At 65.6% G+C, this 16,624-nt stretch carries 18 protein-coding genes; 13 read left to right on the forward strand and 5 right to left on the reverse strand.

Annotation, left to right across the window (positions count from 1 at the left end; all coding sequences use genetic code 11):
• Positions 1–274 precede the first annotated feature (274 nt).
• Together G8O24_RS34520 and G8O24_RS34525 are read left to right on the forward strand one after the other, a co-directional pair.
• On the forward strand, positions 275–607 hold the full coding sequence (locus tag G8O24_RS34520) for a DHCW motif cupin fold protein (RefSeq protein WP_188106990.1): 333 nt from the start codon (positions 275–277) through the stop codon (positions 605–607).
• Positions 608–875: 268 nt separating this feature from the next.
• Positions 876–1,085 carry a cold-shock protein gene (locus tag G8O24_RS34525; RefSeq protein WP_188106991.1) on the forward strand — a complete coding sequence of 70 codons (210 nt, stop codon included), beginning with the start codon at positions 876–878 and terminating at the stop codon, positions 1,083–1,085.
• Positions 1,086–1,212: 127 nt separating this feature from the next.
• Here the strand turns inward: G8O24_RS34525 and G8O24_RS34530 are convergent, their stop codons facing one another.
• Positions 1,213–2,514: an RsmB/NOP family class I SAM-dependent RNA methyltransferase gene (locus G8O24_RS34530; RefSeq protein ID WP_188106992.1), complete on the reverse strand. Its 1,302-nt coding sequence runs from the start codon at positions 2,512–2,514 to the stop codon at positions 1,213–1,215.
• A 34-nt stretch (positions 2,515–2,548) separates the two neighbouring features.
• The gene (locus G8O24_RS34535) at positions 2,549–2,971 is read right to left on the reverse strand and encodes an MAPEG family protein (protein WP_188106993.1); all 423 of its coding nucleotides are present in this window, start codon (positions 2,969–2,971) and stop codon (positions 2,549–2,551) included.
• A 169-nt stretch (positions 2,972–3,140) separates the two neighbouring features.
• On the opposite strand from G8O24_RS34535, the gene G8O24_RS34540 reads away from it, so the two are divergent.
• The 10 genes from G8O24_RS34540 to G8O24_RS34585 all read left to right on the forward strand — a co-directional run bounded on the left by G8O24_RS34540 (position 3,141) and on the right by G8O24_RS34585 (position 11,584).
• Positions 3,141–3,758: an acriflavin resistance protein gene (locus G8O24_RS34540; protein WP_188106994.1), complete on the forward strand. Its 618-nt coding sequence runs from the start codon at positions 3,141–3,143 to the stop codon at positions 3,756–3,758.
• 69 nt (positions 3,759–3,827) lie between these two features.
• Entirely contained in the window at positions 3,828–4,670 is an 843-nt protein-coding gene (locus G8O24_RS34545; protein ID WP_188106995.1) for a metallophosphoesterase family protein, read from the forward strand.
• A gap of 144 nt (positions 4,671–4,814) precedes the next feature.
• Positions 4,815–6,110: an alanine racemase gene (locus tag G8O24_RS34550; protein WP_188106996.1), complete on the forward strand. Its 1,296-nt coding sequence runs from the start codon at positions 4,815–4,817 to the stop codon at positions 6,108–6,110.
• Between the two features lie 14 nt (positions 6,111–6,124).
• A complete protein-coding gene (locus tag G8O24_RS34555; protein ID WP_188106997.1) occupies positions 6,125–6,784 on the forward strand; it encodes an amino acid ABC transporter permease in 660 nt (219 codons plus the stop codon).
• Positions 6,785–6,794: 10 nt separating this feature from the next.
• Positions 6,795–7,445, forward strand: coding sequence for an amino acid ABC transporter permease (locus tag G8O24_RS34560; RefSeq protein ID WP_188106998.1), 651 nt, complete (start codon positions 6,795–6,797; stop codon positions 7,443–7,445).
• Positions 7,432–8,160: an amino acid ABC transporter ATP-binding protein gene (locus G8O24_RS34565; RefSeq protein ID WP_188106999.1), complete on the forward strand. Its 729-nt coding sequence runs from the start codon at positions 7,432–7,434 to the stop codon at positions 8,158–8,160. The genes G8O24_RS34560 and G8O24_RS34565 overlap by 14 nt, the downstream gene beginning before the upstream one ends.
• Positions 8,161–8,191: 31 nt before the next feature.
• Positions 8,192–8,989, forward strand: a complete 798-nt coding sequence (locus G8O24_RS34570) for a transporter substrate-binding domain-containing protein (RefSeq protein ID WP_188107000.1) — start codon at positions 8,192–8,194, stop codon at positions 8,987–8,989.
• 57 nt (positions 8,990–9,046) lie between these two features.
• Positions 9,047–9,391, forward strand: coding sequence for a RidA family protein (locus G8O24_RS34575; RefSeq protein ID WP_188107001.1), 345 nt, complete (start codon positions 9,047–9,049; stop codon positions 9,389–9,391).
• Positions 9,392–9,452: 61 nt separating this feature from the next.
• Complete coding sequence (locus G8O24_RS34580; RefSeq protein ID WP_188107002.1) at positions 9,453–10,478, forward strand: M14 family metallopeptidase; 1,026 nt, start codon at positions 9,453–9,455, stop codon at positions 10,476–10,478.
• A gap of 41 nt (positions 10,479–10,519) precedes the next feature.
• Entirely contained in the window at positions 10,520–11,584 is a 1,065-nt protein-coding gene (locus G8O24_RS34585) for a LacI family DNA-binding transcriptional regulator (RefSeq protein ID WP_188107003.1), read from the forward strand.
• Positions 11,585–11,593: 9 nt separating this feature from the next.
• Here the strand turns inward: G8O24_RS34585 and G8O24_RS34590 are convergent, their stop codons facing one another.
• From G8O24_RS34590 to guaB, 3 genes are all read right to left on the reverse strand, one after another.
• Positions 11,594–11,893 (reverse strand): hypothetical protein, encoded by a 300-nt coding sequence (locus G8O24_RS34590; protein WP_188107004.1) that lies wholly within the window; start codon positions 11,891–11,893, stop codon positions 11,594–11,596.
• Between the two features lie 205 nt (positions 11,894–12,098).
• Positions 12,099–13,133, reverse strand: coding sequence for an NADPH-dependent curcumin/dihydrocurcumin reductase (curA, locus tag G8O24_RS34595; RefSeq protein ID WP_188107005.1), 1,035 nt, complete (start codon positions 13,131–13,133; stop codon positions 12,099–12,101).
• A gap of 110 nt (positions 13,134–13,243) precedes the next feature.
• Complete coding sequence (gene guaB / locus G8O24_RS34600) at positions 13,244–14,737, reverse strand: IMP dehydrogenase (RefSeq protein ID WP_188107006.1); 1,494 nt, start codon at positions 14,735–14,737, stop codon at positions 13,244–13,246.
• A gap of 380 nt (positions 14,738–15,117) precedes the next feature.
• Between guaB and G8O24_RS34605 the strand changes: the two genes are divergently transcribed.
• The gene (locus G8O24_RS34605; protein ID WP_188107007.1) at positions 15,118–16,608 is read left to right on the forward strand and encodes an MFS transporter; all 1,491 of its coding nucleotides are present in this window, start codon (positions 15,118–15,120) and stop codon (positions 16,606–16,608) included.
• Positions 16,609–16,624: the final 16 nt, after the last annotated feature.

A 16,624-nucleotide genomic window follows, 5' to 3' on the forward strand; every position in this document is an offset into this window, starting at 1 on the left:
ATGAAGTGCCGACCGCGATCTTGCTACGAAACGCAGCCCTTCAAGGCTTCGGTGGGCATCGATCCGATCGATCGGCGGCCCAGCTCGGGCGGCCACCCGGGCTGGGCCATTCCTCACGGAACGGGGCTCATCCTAACCCGGCGCGCTAATACAAGGGTGGGCAAAGGCGCGCTTGCGCCGTGCCCACGATCTCTTTCAAGATCGCGAGACATGGTGGGCACGCTGCGCTTTGCCCACCCTACAAATCCGCCGGCGCTGAACCAGGACCCTCCCCATGAAACTCCCCACCTCGCCCTTCACCGTCACCGACTGGAGCAAGGTCGAAGCCACCTCGCATCCCGGTGAGACCGGGCACGCGCTATGGCGCACGCTCAACATCGGCGATCTCCGCGTGCGGATGGTCGAGTATTCGCCGGGCTATCTCGCCGATCATTGGTGCGATCGCGGCCATGTGCTCTACGTCCTCAAGGGCGAGCTCGACAGCGAGCTGCGCGACGGGCGCAAGTTCAAGCTGACGCCGGGGATGAGCTATCAGGTCTCGGATTTCGGCGACGCCGCGCATCGCTCGTCCACGGCAGTCGGGGCGACGCTCTTCATCGTGGATTGACGGAACTATCCTTCAGGCCGAACGGGTGCAGCGCAAAATAGCAAACCATTCGCAGCTCGCTGCCAACGCGTGCCGCCTTGAACTGGCCCCAATATTTAGCTACATTAACGAGCATCGATCCTTGGCCGAACGACTGGCTGCGGCGCTTCATTTCAAATGGGCGAGCACGTTTCAGGTATTTCTCCAAAATCGACCAACCGGGACGAAAGGCGCGAATCCTCGCGCTCTGGTCCCCCTGAGTGCATCGTCACTTGAAAAGGAACTAACTATGACTATGGGCACCGTGAAGTGGTTCAACAGCCAAAAGGGTTTTGGTTTCATCCAGCCCGATAACGGCGACAAGGACGTTTTCGTCCACATCAGCGCCGTCGAGCGCGCGGGTCTGTCGACCCTCAACGAGGGCCAGAAGGTGTCGTTCGACATCGTCGCGGACCGCCGCAGCGGCAAGTCGGCCGCCGACAACCTCCGCGCCGGCTAGCCAGCCGCGCCACGCGACCTGACCGCGGACGTGCCGGTTAGGTCGTTGAATTCGAAAGACCCCGCGGCCGGGATTCCGGTTCGCGGGGTTTTTGTTTTAAGCCGTCATTCCGGGGCTCGGAGCAAGATCAAGCCGTTTTCTTCAAAACCGAGACGAAGAACCCGTCCGTCCCGGTGCGCCTTGGCGTCATCAGCCAGCCCTCAGGCGACTGCAGCGCGGCGTCTGCAAAGGCCTCGGCTTGGTCCCAGAGCACGCTCGCCGTCTGCTCCGGCGGCACTACCGCGAACTCCGGATGCCTCGCGACGAAGGCCCGCACCTGCTCGTTGTTCTCCTCCGAGAGCACCGAGCAGGTGATGTAGGCGATGCGGCCGCCCGCCTTCACCAGCGGAACGGCGCGGGCGAGCACCTCGGCCTGGTCCTTCAGGCGAATCTCCAGCGCGCCCGGGCGCATCCGCCATTTGGCGTCGGGGTTGCGGCGCCAGGTGCCGGTCCCCGTGCAGGGCGCGTCGATGACGACGAGGTCGGCGCTGGCGTGGATGTCTTGAAGCGGATCGGCCTCGCCCTTGGGCGTGCGGACATCGGCGTTGTGGACGCCGGCGCGCGACAGCCGTTCATGGATCGGCGCAAGCTGACGCTTGTCGCTGTCGGTCGCGATCAGCCGGCCCTTGCCCTGCATCTGTGCCGCGAGCGCCAGCGTCTTGCCGCCGGCGCCGGCGCAGAGATCAATCACCTGCTCGCCCGGTTTTGCCGCGGTGAACAGCGCCGCAAGCTGCGATCCCTCATCCTGCACTTCAACGGCGCCCTTGATGAAGTCCTCTTCCGCCTGGATTCCCGGGTTGCGCGCGTCGGCCGAAAGCTCGATGCGCAGGCCATTTGGCGACCACGGCGTCGGTTTCGCATGAAGATGAGCCAGCGCCTTCAGCACCTTGTCGCGATTGGATTTTAGCGTATTGACGCGCAGGTCGAGCGGGGCCCGGCTCGCCATGGCCACGGCCTCGGCGACACGGTCCTCGCCGAACACTTTTGTCAGGTGCGGATCAAGCCATTCCGGGTAGTCGCCGGCGACAGCGGCAGGCACATCCTGCAGCGACCGCGAGGCTAGCGCCGCCTGCTCGGCCTCCGTCAGCGGCTCCGGTGCAAACCGGCTGCCGTCGAACAAAGCGGCCATGGTCGCGATGTCCATGTGGCGCTCGAGGCGGAGCATGCCGATCAGGCGCGCGCGGGCGGTGTCGGAATCCATCAGATGCGCGCTGGAGGAAAAGCGGCGCAGCACGTCCCAGACGAGGCCGGCGATGGCGGCGCGGTCGCCGGAGCCGGCGAAGCGGTGCGCGGTGCCCCACTCCTTCAGCGCCTTCGCCGCGGGCACGCGGTCCTTCTCGATGGTGTTGATCACTTCAATGGCTGCGGACAGCCGGGCAGCGGGAGTCATTTGAATCTTTCAGGTGAGATCCGACGGTTAACCGTCAGATCAACAACAAAATCTTGAGTGCGAAGTAGATCCACATCGCCAGCAGCACCAAGACGCCGGCAAGCCAAACCGTGGAGCGGCGGCCGAGATCGTTCGAACTAACAAACACGCCGGCATGGGCAAAGCGCGTCACCACGAACACCCAGGACATCAAGACGATGAAGAGATCGGCGTGGCGGAGCGGCAGCGCCAGCGCGATCAGGGCGTAGAACAGCACCGGCAGCTCGAACTGGTTGCGGTAGCAATTGGCGATTTGGGTGGCGCCCTTCGGCCAGTTCGGCTCGCCCAGCGCAATGTCGCGGATCTTGGTCTCGCCCGAGACCAGCGCCTTCCGGCGCCCGAAGACCATGCCGATCAGGAGCGCGAAGGTGAGCCCGATCTGCACGAAGACAGGCAACAAAACCATTTGAACTGACATCGGAACTTTCCCGTGAGGCGGCACGCGGCGGACCGTCAATAGCCGCGACTCCCCGCGCTGACAATCGACGAGTTGAACCGGCGTTCCCACAGCGGCGACCAACTGCCGATCGTTCAAGCGATTTTGGCCCGTTTACGGACCTGCAAGGCGAGACCGCCGAGAGAGCACGATGAACACCCTCTCCAGCCTATGGGCCGAATCCGCTGACAGTCAGCTCGGCATCTGGATGTCGGCACTGTCAGGCGTGGCGGCGGCGCTCGCCGTCGCGCTGGCGCTCACCGTGTATTTCCGCCTGGGTTACCGGACCTGGCGCGACGTCGTCAGGCATGGGCTGGCGGCACTTGCTGCCGTCGCCTTGCTGGGTTTCGTCGCCTACGACATGCACCACGCCGCGCTCGCTTTTCTCGGCCTCAACCCGTCCAAGCCCGCGGTCGAGTTCGAGATCCGGATGCCGCGGGAGACGCTCACGGCCGCATCAGCCGACACCCAGATCGAGTTGCACACCGACCGCAACCAGACCTTGGCCCTGATCGACGGAATGACCGACCTTGCCGACGGCCGCGCGGTGCTGCGCGGCGCGGTGGCACTGACCTACCGCACCGCCGACCGGGTGCTGGTGCTGAACCTGCCCGGCAAGGGCACGTTCGAGTTCCGCCTGCGCCTGCCTGCCGCGCCGCATCGCACCGAGCAGTTCGGCCCGTGGCACCTCGCCGATCGCATCGCCGCGCCGATCGCAAGCGGCGTCGCGCAGCAGGACGCCTACACGATAAGGTATCGCGTGCTTTAAACTTTGTTCGTCGCGATCCATGCCGGTGTTGTCATCGTTCCGACGCGCGGCGACGGCTACGATGATCGCATGTCCGAATTTCGTCTCACCCAGATTTCCGACACGCATCTCGGCCAGCGCTTTCCCGGCCTGATAGCGAATTTCCAGGCAGTCAGCGCGCACATCGACGCTACGCGGCCCGATCTCGTCATCAACACCGGAGATGTGTCGTTCGACGGCCCGAGCGGCCGCGAGGATGTGGAGTTCGCGAAAAGCCTGCACTCTGCCCTGCCCGTCGAGTGTCGCTACATCCCCGGCAATCACGACATCGGCGATAATCCGACCGCGCTCGGACCTGCGCCGAAACCGCCGGTCGCGGAAGCCCATCGCCAGCAATTCCGCGACATCATCGGCGAGGACCATTGGTCGTTCGATGCCGCGGGCTGGCGCTTCATCGGCCTCAACTCGCTGGTGATGAATTCAGGGCTGGCCTTCGAGGCCGAACAGTTCGACTGGCTCGCTTCTGACATCGCTGGGGTGAACGGCAGGCCGGTCGCGCTGTTCATCCACAAGCCGCTGTTTCTGAACCTGCCCGACGATCCTGAAACACCGGAGACCTCGATCCGCTACGTGCCGCAGCGGGCGCGTGCGCGCTTGATCGAAATGTTCTCGCGCGTCGGTCTCCGCCTCGTCGCCAGCGGGCACGTGCACCAGCGCCGCGACTTCACGTTTCGCCATATCAGGCACGTCTGGGCGCCGTCGGCCGGGTTCAAGATCAACGACACGCGCCAGGATCGGATCGCGATCAAGGAGACCGGCCTCGTCGAGTACCGCTTCACCCCCGACAGTTTTGAAGTCCGCCACATCCGTGCGCAGGGCCAGGTCGATGTCGATATCGAAGAGGTCCTCGCCCAGATGGACGGCGAGCACTAGCTCAACACGCGGGCACTCTCCCTTATCCCAGTACCATTTAGCGTCAATTTTCACCTGCGAATGCTCCGAAATGGCTAATGACAACGTTGTCATAAGTTCATATCGTTCGCTCCAGCGGTCTTGGGCCGCGACAGGGGAGCGACCATGCAGTTCTTGGCCCGCTGGGATAGCCAGCGCCTTTCGACGACCACGCGCGGCATTCCCGTGGTCGACGGCCTGCCCGCGGAGGAGATCGGCCGCCAAGGCTGGCAACCCGCGCAGGGCGATCTCGCCCTGCCCGCCCTCACTTTCGATGAGACCGCCTTCGCCGCCAATCGGGACTTGTTCCTGCGCTGGTGCAAGAGCGCGAGCGTTGCGGTTGCCCCGCACGCCAAGACGCCGATGTCGCCGAAGCTAGCGCGCTCGCTGCGCGAGGCCGGCGCCTGGGGCACGACCGTTGCCAACATCCAGCAGGCTGCGGTGTTGCTCAGCCACGGCGAGCGGCGCCTGCTGCTCGCCAACGAGATTGGTGGGCTCGCGGCCGGCCGGCGGCTCGGCGCGCTGCTGAGGGCCTATCCCGATGTCGAGCTTCATGCCTTCGCGGATTCGCCGGCGGCCGTCGCGGCATTGGCCGAGGCGGCGTGCGTTGCGAACCACAGCGGCCTTTCCGTACTGATCGAGCTCGGCGCCGGCCGTGCCGGCGCGCGCGATCGCGCCGCGGTCGAGGCAACGATTGCAGCCGTGCTCGCGGCCGATCGACTCCTGCTCGGTGGCGTTGCCACTTACGAAGGTGCGGTCGCAACGCCTGATGCCGATGCGACCATGCGCGCGATTGCGGCCCTGATGAAGCGCACCGGCGAGGCCTTCGCTTTGGTACGCGCTGCCGCCCCGCATCAGAAGCTGATCATCAGCGCCGGCGGCTCGGCCTATTTCGACGTCGTGGCCCACGCGCTCGCGCCCATTGCAGCGGCCGACGGCAATGCCACCGTCGTGTTGCGCTCGGGCGCGCTGTTCTTCGCCGATCACGGCATCTATGCCCGCGCCTTCGCGGAGCTCGATCGGCGCGGCGGCCTTTTCATCGACGGCACGCATCATTCCGCGGCGGACAGCTTCCGCGCGGCGCTGACGCTCTGGGCCGAGGTGCTGTCGCGGCCCGAGGCGGGCCTTGCCATCGCCGGCTTCGGCATGCGCGATGCCTCGTTCGACCAGGGACTGCCGATGCCGCTGCGCGTCTTTCGCGACGGCGTGGAACTGGACGGGCTCGCAGCGCGCCTGTCGGTCACCCGCCTCAACGACCAGCATGCGTTCCTGTCCGTGCCTTCCGACGGCCCGCTCGCGGTCGGCGACATCATCGCTTTTGGCATCTCGCATCCCTGCACCTGTCTCGACCGCTGGCGCATCATCTTCGGTCTCGATGCCGACGGCGTCGTGACGCGCGCCCTCCCCACCCAGTTCGGCTGAGAGCGAAAGCCGCGATGAATTTCCTGCCGCTCTGGCGCTATCAGAACCAGCTCATCGACGGGGCCATCGTGACGCTCGAGCTGACGGTGATCTCTGCGGTCTGCGGGCTTCTGATCGGCGTTGCCGGCGCAGTCGCCCTGAAGGGCCGCATAACGCCTTTGCGCTGGCTGGTGCGCTCCTACATCGAGCTGTTCCGCAACACGCCGTCGCTGATCCAGATCTTCATCATCTTCTTCGTGCTGCCGACGTTCGGCCTGAAGCTGCCGGCGTTCGAATCCGCGGCGGTCGCGCTCTCGCTATATTTCGGCGCCTATTCGGTCGAGATCATCCGTTCAGGCCTCGACTCCATCCCGCGCAGCCAGGTCGAGGCCGGGCAATGTCTCGGACTGTCAGGCTGGCAGGTATTCCGCCACATCGTGCTGCCGCCGGCGCTGCGCAACGCCTATCCGGCGGTGACCAGCCAGTTCGTGCTGCTGCTGCTCGGCACCTCGCTCGCCTCGCAGGTCGCGGCCGACGAGCTGTTTCATGTCGCCGGATTCATCGAAAGCCGCACCTATCGCAGCTTCGAGGTCTACGCGGTGATCTGCGTCGTCTATTTCGCGATGGCGATGGCATTCAAGGCGCTGTTCGCGATCATCGCGGCGGCCGCCTTCCGCTGGCCGCGACGGCGCTGAGGGACAGGCGATGCGATCCTTCACCCTCATCGATCTCGTCTCGCTGTTCGCGGCCCTGCGTTGGACCGTCGCGCTGGTCGTGCTCGCGCTGGCCTTCGGCGCGCCGCTGGCGCTCGGCCTCGCACTCGGGCGCATCAGCCGCTTCAGCGGCCTGCGCTGGGGGATGGCGGCGCTGATCCAGACCATCCAGAGCGTGCCACTGCTCGGGCTGTTGTTCTTCTTCTATTTCGGCATGCCCGTCTTCCTCGGCATCCAGGTGCCCGCGATCATCGCAGTCACCGTCGCCTATACGCTCTACACGGCGGCCTTCCTCGGCGAGATCTGGCGCGGCGGCTTGGATGCCGTGAAGCAGGCGCAGTGGGAGGCCGGCGCCTGCCTTGGCCTCTCCGCCTGGCAGCAATTCCGCCACATCATCGCGCCGCAGGCACTGCGGCTGTCGCTGCCGCCGACCGTCGGCTTCCTGGTGCAGCTCATCAAGGGCACCTCGCTCGCCTCGATCCTCGGCTTCGTCGAGCTCGCCCGCGCAGGCCAAGTGGTGAGCGCTGCGACGTTCCAGCCACTGCTCACCTACGCGCTGGTCGCCGCGCTCTATTTCGCGCTGTGCCTGCCGCTCACGCTCTGGTCCCGCTCCCTGGAGGCCCGCCTCGATGGCTCTCGTTGAAATCCGCGACGTGCACAAGACTTTCGGCAAGGTCGAGGTGCTCAAGGGTGTCTCGCTCGATGTTAGGGAAGGCGAGATCGTCACCATCATCGGCCGCTCCGGCTCGGGCAAATCGACGCTGCTCCGCTGCATCAATGCGCTGGAGAGCGTCGATTCCGGCGAGATCCGCGTCGAGGGCCGACACGTCCACGCCAAGATGCCGGACCTCAAGCAATTCCGTCAGCGCGTCGGCATCGTGTTCCAGGCCTTCAATCTGTTTCCGCATCTGAAGGTTGAGCGCAACATCACGCTCGCTCCGCTGCTGACCGGCCGCATCGGGAAATCAGGCGCGCGGGCGCTTGCCGAGGACGTGCTCACCCGCGTCGGCCTCGCCGACAAGATCGACGCCTGGCCGGAGCAGCTCTCCGGCGGCCAGCAACAGCGCGTCGCGATCGCGCGGTGCCTGGCGATGGCGCCTCACCTCATGCTGTTCGACGAGGTCACTTCCGCGCTGGATCCCGAGCTGGTCGGCGAAGTGCTGAAAGTGATGGAGGCGATGGCGAAGCAAGGCATGACGATGATCCTCGTCACCCACGAGATGGGCTTTGCCCGCAACGTCGCCAACCGCATCGTCTTCATGCACCAAGGCCGCGTCTGGGAACAGGGTCCGCCGGCAAAACTGTTCGCCAATCCAGAGACTCCCGAGCTCGCAAGCTTCATCGCTTCCGCGAAATGATCATCCACCCATACGTCACCAGGAGACCGTCATGAGACCATTGAAGTCCCTCTTTGCGATCGCAGCCACAGCGATCGCTGTGCTCGCTGTCCCCACCCTCGCCCAGGCCGACAAGCTTCAAGACGTGCTCGGGTCCGGCAAGCTGCGCGTCGGCATCCTCACCGATGCCGCGCCCTGGGGATTCAAGGACGAGAAGGGCGAGATCGCCGGTCTCGACGCCGATCTCGCCAAGCTGATCGCGGCCGACATGGGCGCAAAGCTGGAGCTCGTCCCGGTGACGGGCGCCGCGCGCATTCCGAGCCTCTTGTCCGACAAGATCGACATCCTCATCGCAGGCCTCGGCGCCACGCCAGAGCGTGCCCAGCAGGTGATGTTCTCGCAGCCCTACGCGGTGGTGAATCTCGGCGTCTACGGGCCTAAGTCGATTCCATCAGCCACCGGCAAGAAGCCCGACAATCTCGAGGGGCGCACCGTTGCGGTCGCCAAGGGCACGACGCTCGACGTCTGGCTCACCGACAACGCGCCGAAGGTGAAGCTGGTACGGTTCGAGGACACGCCGGCGGCGCTCGCCGCGTTCCTCGCGGGCCAGGCCGACACCTTCGCCGAGAACAGTGCCATCGCAATCAAGGCGCAGGAGCAGAACCCGTCCAAGGAGATCGAGCTCAAATTCCTGATCCGCCAGTCGCCCGCCCATGTCGGCGTGCGCCAGGGCGAGCAGAACCTGCTCAACTGGATCAACACCGACATCTTCACCAACAAGCTCAACGGCAAGCTCGGCGCGCTGCAATTGAAGTGGTTCAAGGAAGAGCAGACGCTGCCGACGCTGTAAGTTTCAGACCGGCTGCCGCGACCTCTGCGGCAGCCCCCTCACGAGGAGTATTCCGAGATGATCAAACGTTATGTTGTCGGCTCGCGCATGAGTCAGGCTGTCGCGGCGGGCGGCATGGTGCACATCGCCGGCCAGGTCGCCGACGACCGCAAGGCGGGCATCGTGTCACAGACGCAGCAAGTGCTCGCCAAGATCGACGCGCTGCTGAAGGAGGCCGGCTCCGATCGCTCCAAGCTGATCGCGGTCAACGTGTTCCTGCCTCACATCACCGACTTCGACAGCATGAACTCGGTCTACGACGCCTGGATCGATCCGGCCAATCCCCCGGCGCGGGCCTGCGTCGAAGCTCGCCTTGCCGATCCCGATCTGCGCCTCGAGATGACCGCGGTCGCCCTGCTCTGACGGCTGTCCTTACATTCAACCTTTGGCCGACACCGGCGATGGTGCGGCCGCGAGGCATCCCATGCATACCGGACTTTTCCACGAGATCGACTTCGAGAAGGACCAGAAATGGTCGGGCCATCTCGGCATTCCCTTCTCGATCGACCGCTCTCCCTATTTCCAGCTCAAGATCCCGATCTTCCGGATCAAGAACGGCACTGGGCCGAAACTGCTGCTGATGGCCGGTAATCACGGCGACGAATATGAGGGCGAGATCACGCTGACACGGCTCTATCGCCGGCTCGATGCCGCGTCCGTCAAGGGCGAGATCACGATCCTGCCCTTCGCCAACCTGCCGGCGGTGATGGCGGCGCGCCGCCGCTCGCCGCTCGACGAGGGCAATCTCAACCGCGCTTTCCCCGGCGATGCCGGGGGCACACCGACGTTCCGCCTGGCGCACTTCCTCGAGCACGAGCTGTTTCCGCGCCACGACGTCGTCTTCGATATTCATTCTGGTGGAACGTCGATGGCGCATGTGCCTTGCGCGCTGATCGAGCGGCAGGGTCCGCCCGAGATGTTCGGCCATGCGATGCGCCTGATGGAAGGGCTTGGGATGCCCTTCGCTTTCGTCGCCGCGAACGGCGCGGCCGCGCCGACCTCGATGGCGGCAGCCGCACGCGCCGGCGCGATCGGCTTATCCGGCGAGTTCGGCGGCGGCGGCACTGTTACACCGCAGACGATGGCGCTGACCGCCCGCGCCGTCGATCGCCTGCTGCTCGCACTCGGCCTGGTTCAGGCGCCGGTGCTGGGGCCGCACGCGCCGGTCGAGCGGGCCACCGAATTGCTGGCGCTGCAAAGCCACGCACAGGCGGTGTTCGCGACGCGCCGCGGCTGGTTCGAGCCTGCGGTCACGGTCGGTGCGCGGGTCACGGCCGGCGATATCGCCGGCTGGTACCATGATTTCGAGCGCCCGGAGCAGGCCGAAGAGGTGCTGCGCTTCCCCGCCGACGGCATCGTGATCTCGCAGCGCCTGCACACCGACAGCCAGAGCGGCGACTGCCTGGTCCAGGTCGGCCGGGCTCTCGCGCGTGACGAGGGGATGCGCTGAGCGTTGGAGAGACCGCCGACTTCGTCTAACTTCGGGAATCGATGACCGATCCGGCCAAGCCGAGCTATGACGACGTGGTGCGCATTCCGGCGGCGACCGGCCGCAGCAATGCGACCGGACGGCCGCCGCGCATCGAGGAGGTAGCGGAGCGCGCGGGCGTGTCGCCGATCACGGTGTCGCGGGTGCTGCGTCATCCCGAGAAAGTCAATCGCGACACCCGCGAGCGCATTCTCGAAGTGATCGAGGCGACCGGCTACGCCTCCAACCCGCATGCGCGCGCGTTGCGCTCGGGGCGGTCGAACGTGGTCGTTGCCTTCGTCTCCAACATCCTGAGCCAGCAGTTTGGACTCGCGGTGCGCAGCCTCGCCGCGACGCTCGAGCCTGAGGGCTTCGAGGTGCTGGTCGGCCAGACCTCCTACTCCTATGCCAAGGAGGTCGCGATGATCCAGTCGCTGCGGGGCATCCGGCCCGCGGCGGTGATGTTCACCGGCGTGATCGAGCTCGAGGAGAATCGCGCCGCGCTCGCCGAGCTCGGCATTCCCGTGATCGAAACCTGGGCGTTTCCGCGCGATCCCATCGACATGCTGGTCGGCCTGCCCAATGCGGATGCCGGCGCCATGGCGGCGCGCCGATTGGCCGGGGCTGGACACCGCCGCGTCGCCTTTATCGGCCGCAGCAGCGGCCGTGGCGTGCTGCGCCGGGACGGCTTTTGCAAGGCGGCCACGCAGCTCGACCTCACTGTTGTCCACGAAATCAGTGTCGGTGAGATCACGGGGCTCGTCGACGGCCGCGCCGCGTTCGCCGCCCTGCTCGACCGTGGCGATGGTGTCGACGCCGTGTTCTGCGCCAACGATCTGCTCGCGACCGGCGCGCTGATCGAGGCCCGCGCGCGCGGCCTGTCGGTGCCGCGCGATCTCGCCGTGCTCGGCTTCGGCGACAACGACGTTGCCGATCAGATCATGCCCGGCCTCACCACCATCTCGTTCGACGCCGCTTCTGTCGGTCGCATTGCGGGCGAACTGCTGCTGGCGCGGCTGTCAGGCACACCGCGCGCCGAGCAGCGACTGGCCGTCGATCTGTTCCTGGTTGAACGTGGCAGCGTCTGAGCGTGCGGCTCAGGCGACGCTCTTGAGATCCTGCTGAATCGCGGCGAGCAACGACTGCAGCGCTTCGCTGCTCACGCGCGGAGCTGCGACGTCGTCGGCCGGCACAAATTTGGCGGGCTCGGCCGCCTTGCTCGGGCGCTTGGGAAAGCGCGGCGGAGGCGTCGGCATCGGAGGCTGCACAAACGCGCCGCCATCCTCGACGTGGACGAACTTGCCGTGAATGACGTCGTCATGGCGGCCCATGACGTACATGGCCACCCAATAACCGGCAGCCAGAAGGATGACGCAAAAAATACCGATCTCGAACATCGCAACACCCTAAATATGCGCGATGATTCAATGCCTTCGCCGAGACGTCAATGAACCCTCGGTCACACACTGCCCCTTTGCGGGCAGGTGTGGCCGATTGGTGACTCTTTGTTAACCACCGATGTCCCTGATGTGACACCGGCGCAACGCCAAGGCGCCCTGGAAGGCGTTCCAGGCCTTCAGACGTCGCTTCAGCCCCTGCGGGCTAAGCCTTGTCCGGCCCGACGCGGACGAGCTGCTTGCCGAAATTGGCGCCCTTCAGGAGGCCGATGAAGGCGCTGGGGGCGCTCTCCAGCCCCTCGGTGACGAATTCCTTGTACTTCACCTTGCCGCCCTGGACCCAGCCGGACATGTCGCGCAGGAAGTCGCCATGGCGCGCGGCGAAGTCGGAGACGATGAAGCCGCGGAAGGTCAGCCGCTTGGTCAGCGTCGCCCGCATCAGCGACGCGGCCCATTTCGGCGGCTTGGCTTCGGTGTCATTGTAATGCGCAATCAGGCCGCAGACCGGCACGCGCGCGAACGGATTGAGCAGCGGAAACACCGCCTCGAACACGGCGCCGCCGACATTCTCGAAATAGACGTCGATGCCTTTCGGGCAGGCCTCTTTCAGCTTCGCCGCCAAATCAGGATCGCGGTGATCGATGCAGGCATCGAAGCCGAGCTCCTTCACCACGTAATCGCACTTGTCCTTGCCGCCGGCGATACCGACCGCGCGGGCACCCTTGATCCTGGCGATCTGGCCGACAGCCGAGCCGACTGCGCCTGAGGCACCTGCGACGACGACGGTCTCGCCTGCCTGCGGCTTGCCGATGTCAAGCAGGCCCGTGTAGGCGGTCATGCCGGGCATGCCGAGCACGCCGATCGAGGTCGAGATCGGGCCGAGCTTGGGATCGACCTTGATCAGGCCCTTGCCGTTCGAGATTGCATGCGTCTGCCAGCCGGTCCGTGCGCGGACGATGTCACCCTTGGCAAAGTCCGGATTGTTGGAGGCCGCAACCTCGCTCACCGCCTCGCCTTCCATCACGCCGCCGACCGGCACCGGCGCGGCGTAGGACGGGCCCTCGCTCATGCGCCCGCGCATGTAGGGATCGAGCGACAGCCAGATCGTGCGCAGCAGCACTTCGCCTGCGCCGGGCGTGGGAATTGCGAATTCCTCGATGCGGAAATCAGATGATTTTGGTTCGCCGACGGGACGCGCGGCGAGAACGATGCGTTTGGCGCTATGTTGACCTTGGGACATGGCTTCCTCCACTTTTCTGTCATTGGAGCGAAGCGAAGCAATCCAGCTGCGTCAACACAAAAGACTGGATTGCTTCGCTGCGCTCGCAATGACGAAGGAGAGACCGATAACTAACCCCCGCCCGGATAGTTCGGCGCCTCGCGCGTGATGGTCACGTCGTGGACGTGGCTTTCGCGCAGGCCCGCGCCGGTGATGCGGACGAACTGCGCCTTGTCGTGCAGCTCCTTCATGTCCTTGGCACCGACATAGCCCATCGCGGCGCGCAAGCCGCCGGCGAGCTGGTGCATGACGTTGCCGACGGGGCCCTTATACGGCACCTGGCCCTCGATGCCTTCGGGCACGAGCTTGAGCGAATCCTTGATGTCCTGCTGGAAGTAGCGATCGGCAGATCCCCGCGCCATCGCGCCGACCGAACCCATGCCGCGATAGGCCTTGTAGGAACGGCCCTGCCACAGGAACACTTCGCCCGGCGTCTCGTCGGTGCCGGCGAGCAGCGAGCCGACCATGGCGATGTCGGCGCCGGCGGCGAGCGCCTTGGCGAGATCGCCGGAGAACTTGATGCCGCCGTCGGCGATGACGGGGATGTCGGACTTCTTGGCGGCCTCGACCGCATCCATGATCGCGGTGAGCTGGGGCACGCCGACGCCGGCGACGATGCGCGTGGTGCAGATCGAGCCCGGGCCGATGCCGACCTTGATGCTATCAGCGCCCGCATCGATCAGCGCCTGCGCGCCGTCCGAAGTCGCGACGTTGCCGGCGACGACCTGCACGGAGTTGGAGAGGCGCTTGATGCGGTTGACCGCATGCAGCACGTGCCGGGAATGGCCGTGCGCGGTGTCGACCACGACGAGGTCGACGCCGGCATCGATCAGCCGCTCGGTGCGCTCGAAGCCGGTGTCGCCGACGGTAGTCGCGGCGGCGACGCGAAGGCGCCCCTGCGCGTCCTTGCAGGCGAGCGGATGGGCGACGGCCTTTTCGATGTCCTTGACGGTGATCAGGCCGACGCAGCGGTATTGATCGTCGACGACCAGAAGCTTCTCGATGCGGTGATGGTGCAGCATCCGCTTGGCTTCGTCCTGGCTGACATTCTCGCGCACGGTGACGAGGTTCTCGTGCGTCATCAGCTCGGAGACTTTTTGCCGCCGGTCGGTGGCAAAACGCACGTCGCGGTTGGTGAGGATGCCGACCAGCTTGCCGGGCGTCGCCTTGCTTGCCCCGGTGACGACCGGAATGCCGGAGATGCCGTGATCGCTCATCAGCTTCAGCGCGTCGTCGAGCGTGGCTTCGGGGCTGATGGTGAGCGGGTTCACCACCATGCCCGACTCGTAGCGCTTGACCTGCCGGACCTGGGCGGCCTGCCCTTCGGGATCGAAATTGCGGTGGATGACGCCGAGGCCGCCGGCCTGCGCCATGGCAATCGCCATGCGGGCCTCGGTGACGGTGTCCATGGCCGAGGCCATGATCGGGATGTTGAGCGGAATGGCGCGGGTGACGCGGGAGCGGATGTCGACCTCGCCCGGCATGACGTCGGACAGGCCCGGCTTGAGCAGCACGTCGTCGAACGTAAAGGCTTCGCGGATGCCCTGAAGTTGCACCGTGGCCATCTGCCAACTCCTTCCTGCGGCCCTGCCGCAAATAAATATGGATGAGCGCCGCCCTCGGCGTACCTTGCGGCATCGCCTTGAGAATCGGAGCCCATCGGTGGGGTTGACGCGGGTCGATAGCATGTCCGCGTGACGAATCAAAGCAAATCGGACCGCTGGCCAGCCATGCACAGGCTTTTTACGCAAATTCAGCGGGGATTGCCCCTCGCCGCCGTCATTCCCGGGCGCGGCGCCTGCCGCGAGCGCAACCCCGACGAGAGGGTCACACCGTTGTTACGCGGGATTTAGGTGCTATGCGTCGATCCGCAATGGTCCGGCGCCGATGGCGGTGATAAGCCGCAATCCTCGCCCTTCCCGCCGAACTCCATTACCAATCCGACATGGTCGACAAGCAACGCATCATTCCGCTGATCGTGGCCACGGCTCTCTTCATGGAGAACATGGACTCAACCGTGATCGCCACGTCGCTGCCGGCGATCGCCGCCGACATCGGCACCAGCCCGTTGACGCTGAAGCTCGCGATCACCTCCTATTTGTTGTCGCTTGCGGTGTTCATCCCGGCAAGCGGCTGGACCGCCGACAGGTTCGGCGCGCGCATGGTGTTCGCGATCGCCGTCGGCGTGTTCATGATCGGCTCGGTCGGTTGCGCGCTGTCCGGCTCAGTCACCGACTTCGTGTTCGCGCGCGTACTGCAAGGCATGGGCGGCGCGATGATGACGCCGGTCGGGCGCCTCGTGCTGCTCCGCTCGGTCGACAAGAGCGCGCTGGTCAACGCCATGGCCTGGGTGACGGTCCCGGCCCTGATCGGCCCCGTCATCGGCCCGCCGCTCGGCGGCTTCATCACCACCTACGCCTCGTGGCACTGGATCTTCCTGATCAACATTCCGATCGGCCTGCTCGGCATCTTCATGGCGCTGCGCTTCATCGATCCGATCAAGAGCGAGACGCAGGAGAAGTTCGATCTCTACGGCATGATGCTCGCCGGAATCGGGCTTGCCGGCATCGCCTTTGGACTTTCGGTCGCCGGGCTCAATTTGTTGCCCTGGAGCACGGTGGCGGCCCTGGTTGCGGGCGGCGCGATCTCGATGACGCTTTATGTCATTCACGCCCGGCGGACGGGATCGCCGGTGCTGGATTTCTCTCTGCTCAGGCTGCCGACGTTGCGCGCGGCCATCATCGGCGGCTTCCTGTTCCGGCTCGGCATCGGCGCCCTGCCCTTCCTGCTGCCGCTTCTGATGCAGATCGGCTTCGGATTGTCGCCGTTCCATTCCGGTCTCGTCACCTTTGCATCCTCATTGGGGGCGATGGGCATGAAGACGCTGGCCGCGCGCCTGATCCGCGCCTTCGGCTTCCGCAATCTGATGACGGTGAACGCGATCGTCAGCGCCTTCTTCCTCGGCGTCTGCGCGCTGTTCACTGTGACGACGCCGCTCTTGATCATCATGGTGATCCTGGTGGTCGGCGGCTTCTTCCGCTCGCTTGAGTTCACCGCGATCAACACGGTGGCCTATGCCGATGTCGAGAGCCCGCAGATGAGCCGCGCCACCACGCTCGTCAGCGTCAATCAGCAGCTCGCGGTCTCCGCCGGCGTCGCCGTCGGCGCGGCTTGCGTCGAGACGACCATGTGGTTCAGCCATGTCAGCGAGCTCAACGCCACCGTGTTCGCGCCCGCCTTCGTCGTGGTGGCGCTGACCTCGGCGGCTTCGAGCTGGTTCTTCTGGCAGATGCCTGCGGACGCCGGCCACGAGATCTCCGGCCGCAAGGCAATCGAGGTCGCAAGCCGCAAGGGCGCGGCGAAAAGCGCCGCCAACGCCGCCGTCAAGGCCGCGACCGAAGATACGCAGGACATGCGGGATCAGCGGCTGGGGTGAGCCAGCGCAGGTCAGA

The sequence above is a fragment of the Bradyrhizobium campsiandrae genome (assembly GCF_014529705.1).
In the GTDB taxonomy this organism is placed as follows: domain Bacteria; phylum Pseudomonadota; class Alphaproteobacteria; order Rhizobiales; family Xanthobacteraceae; genus Bradyrhizobium; species Bradyrhizobium campsiandrae.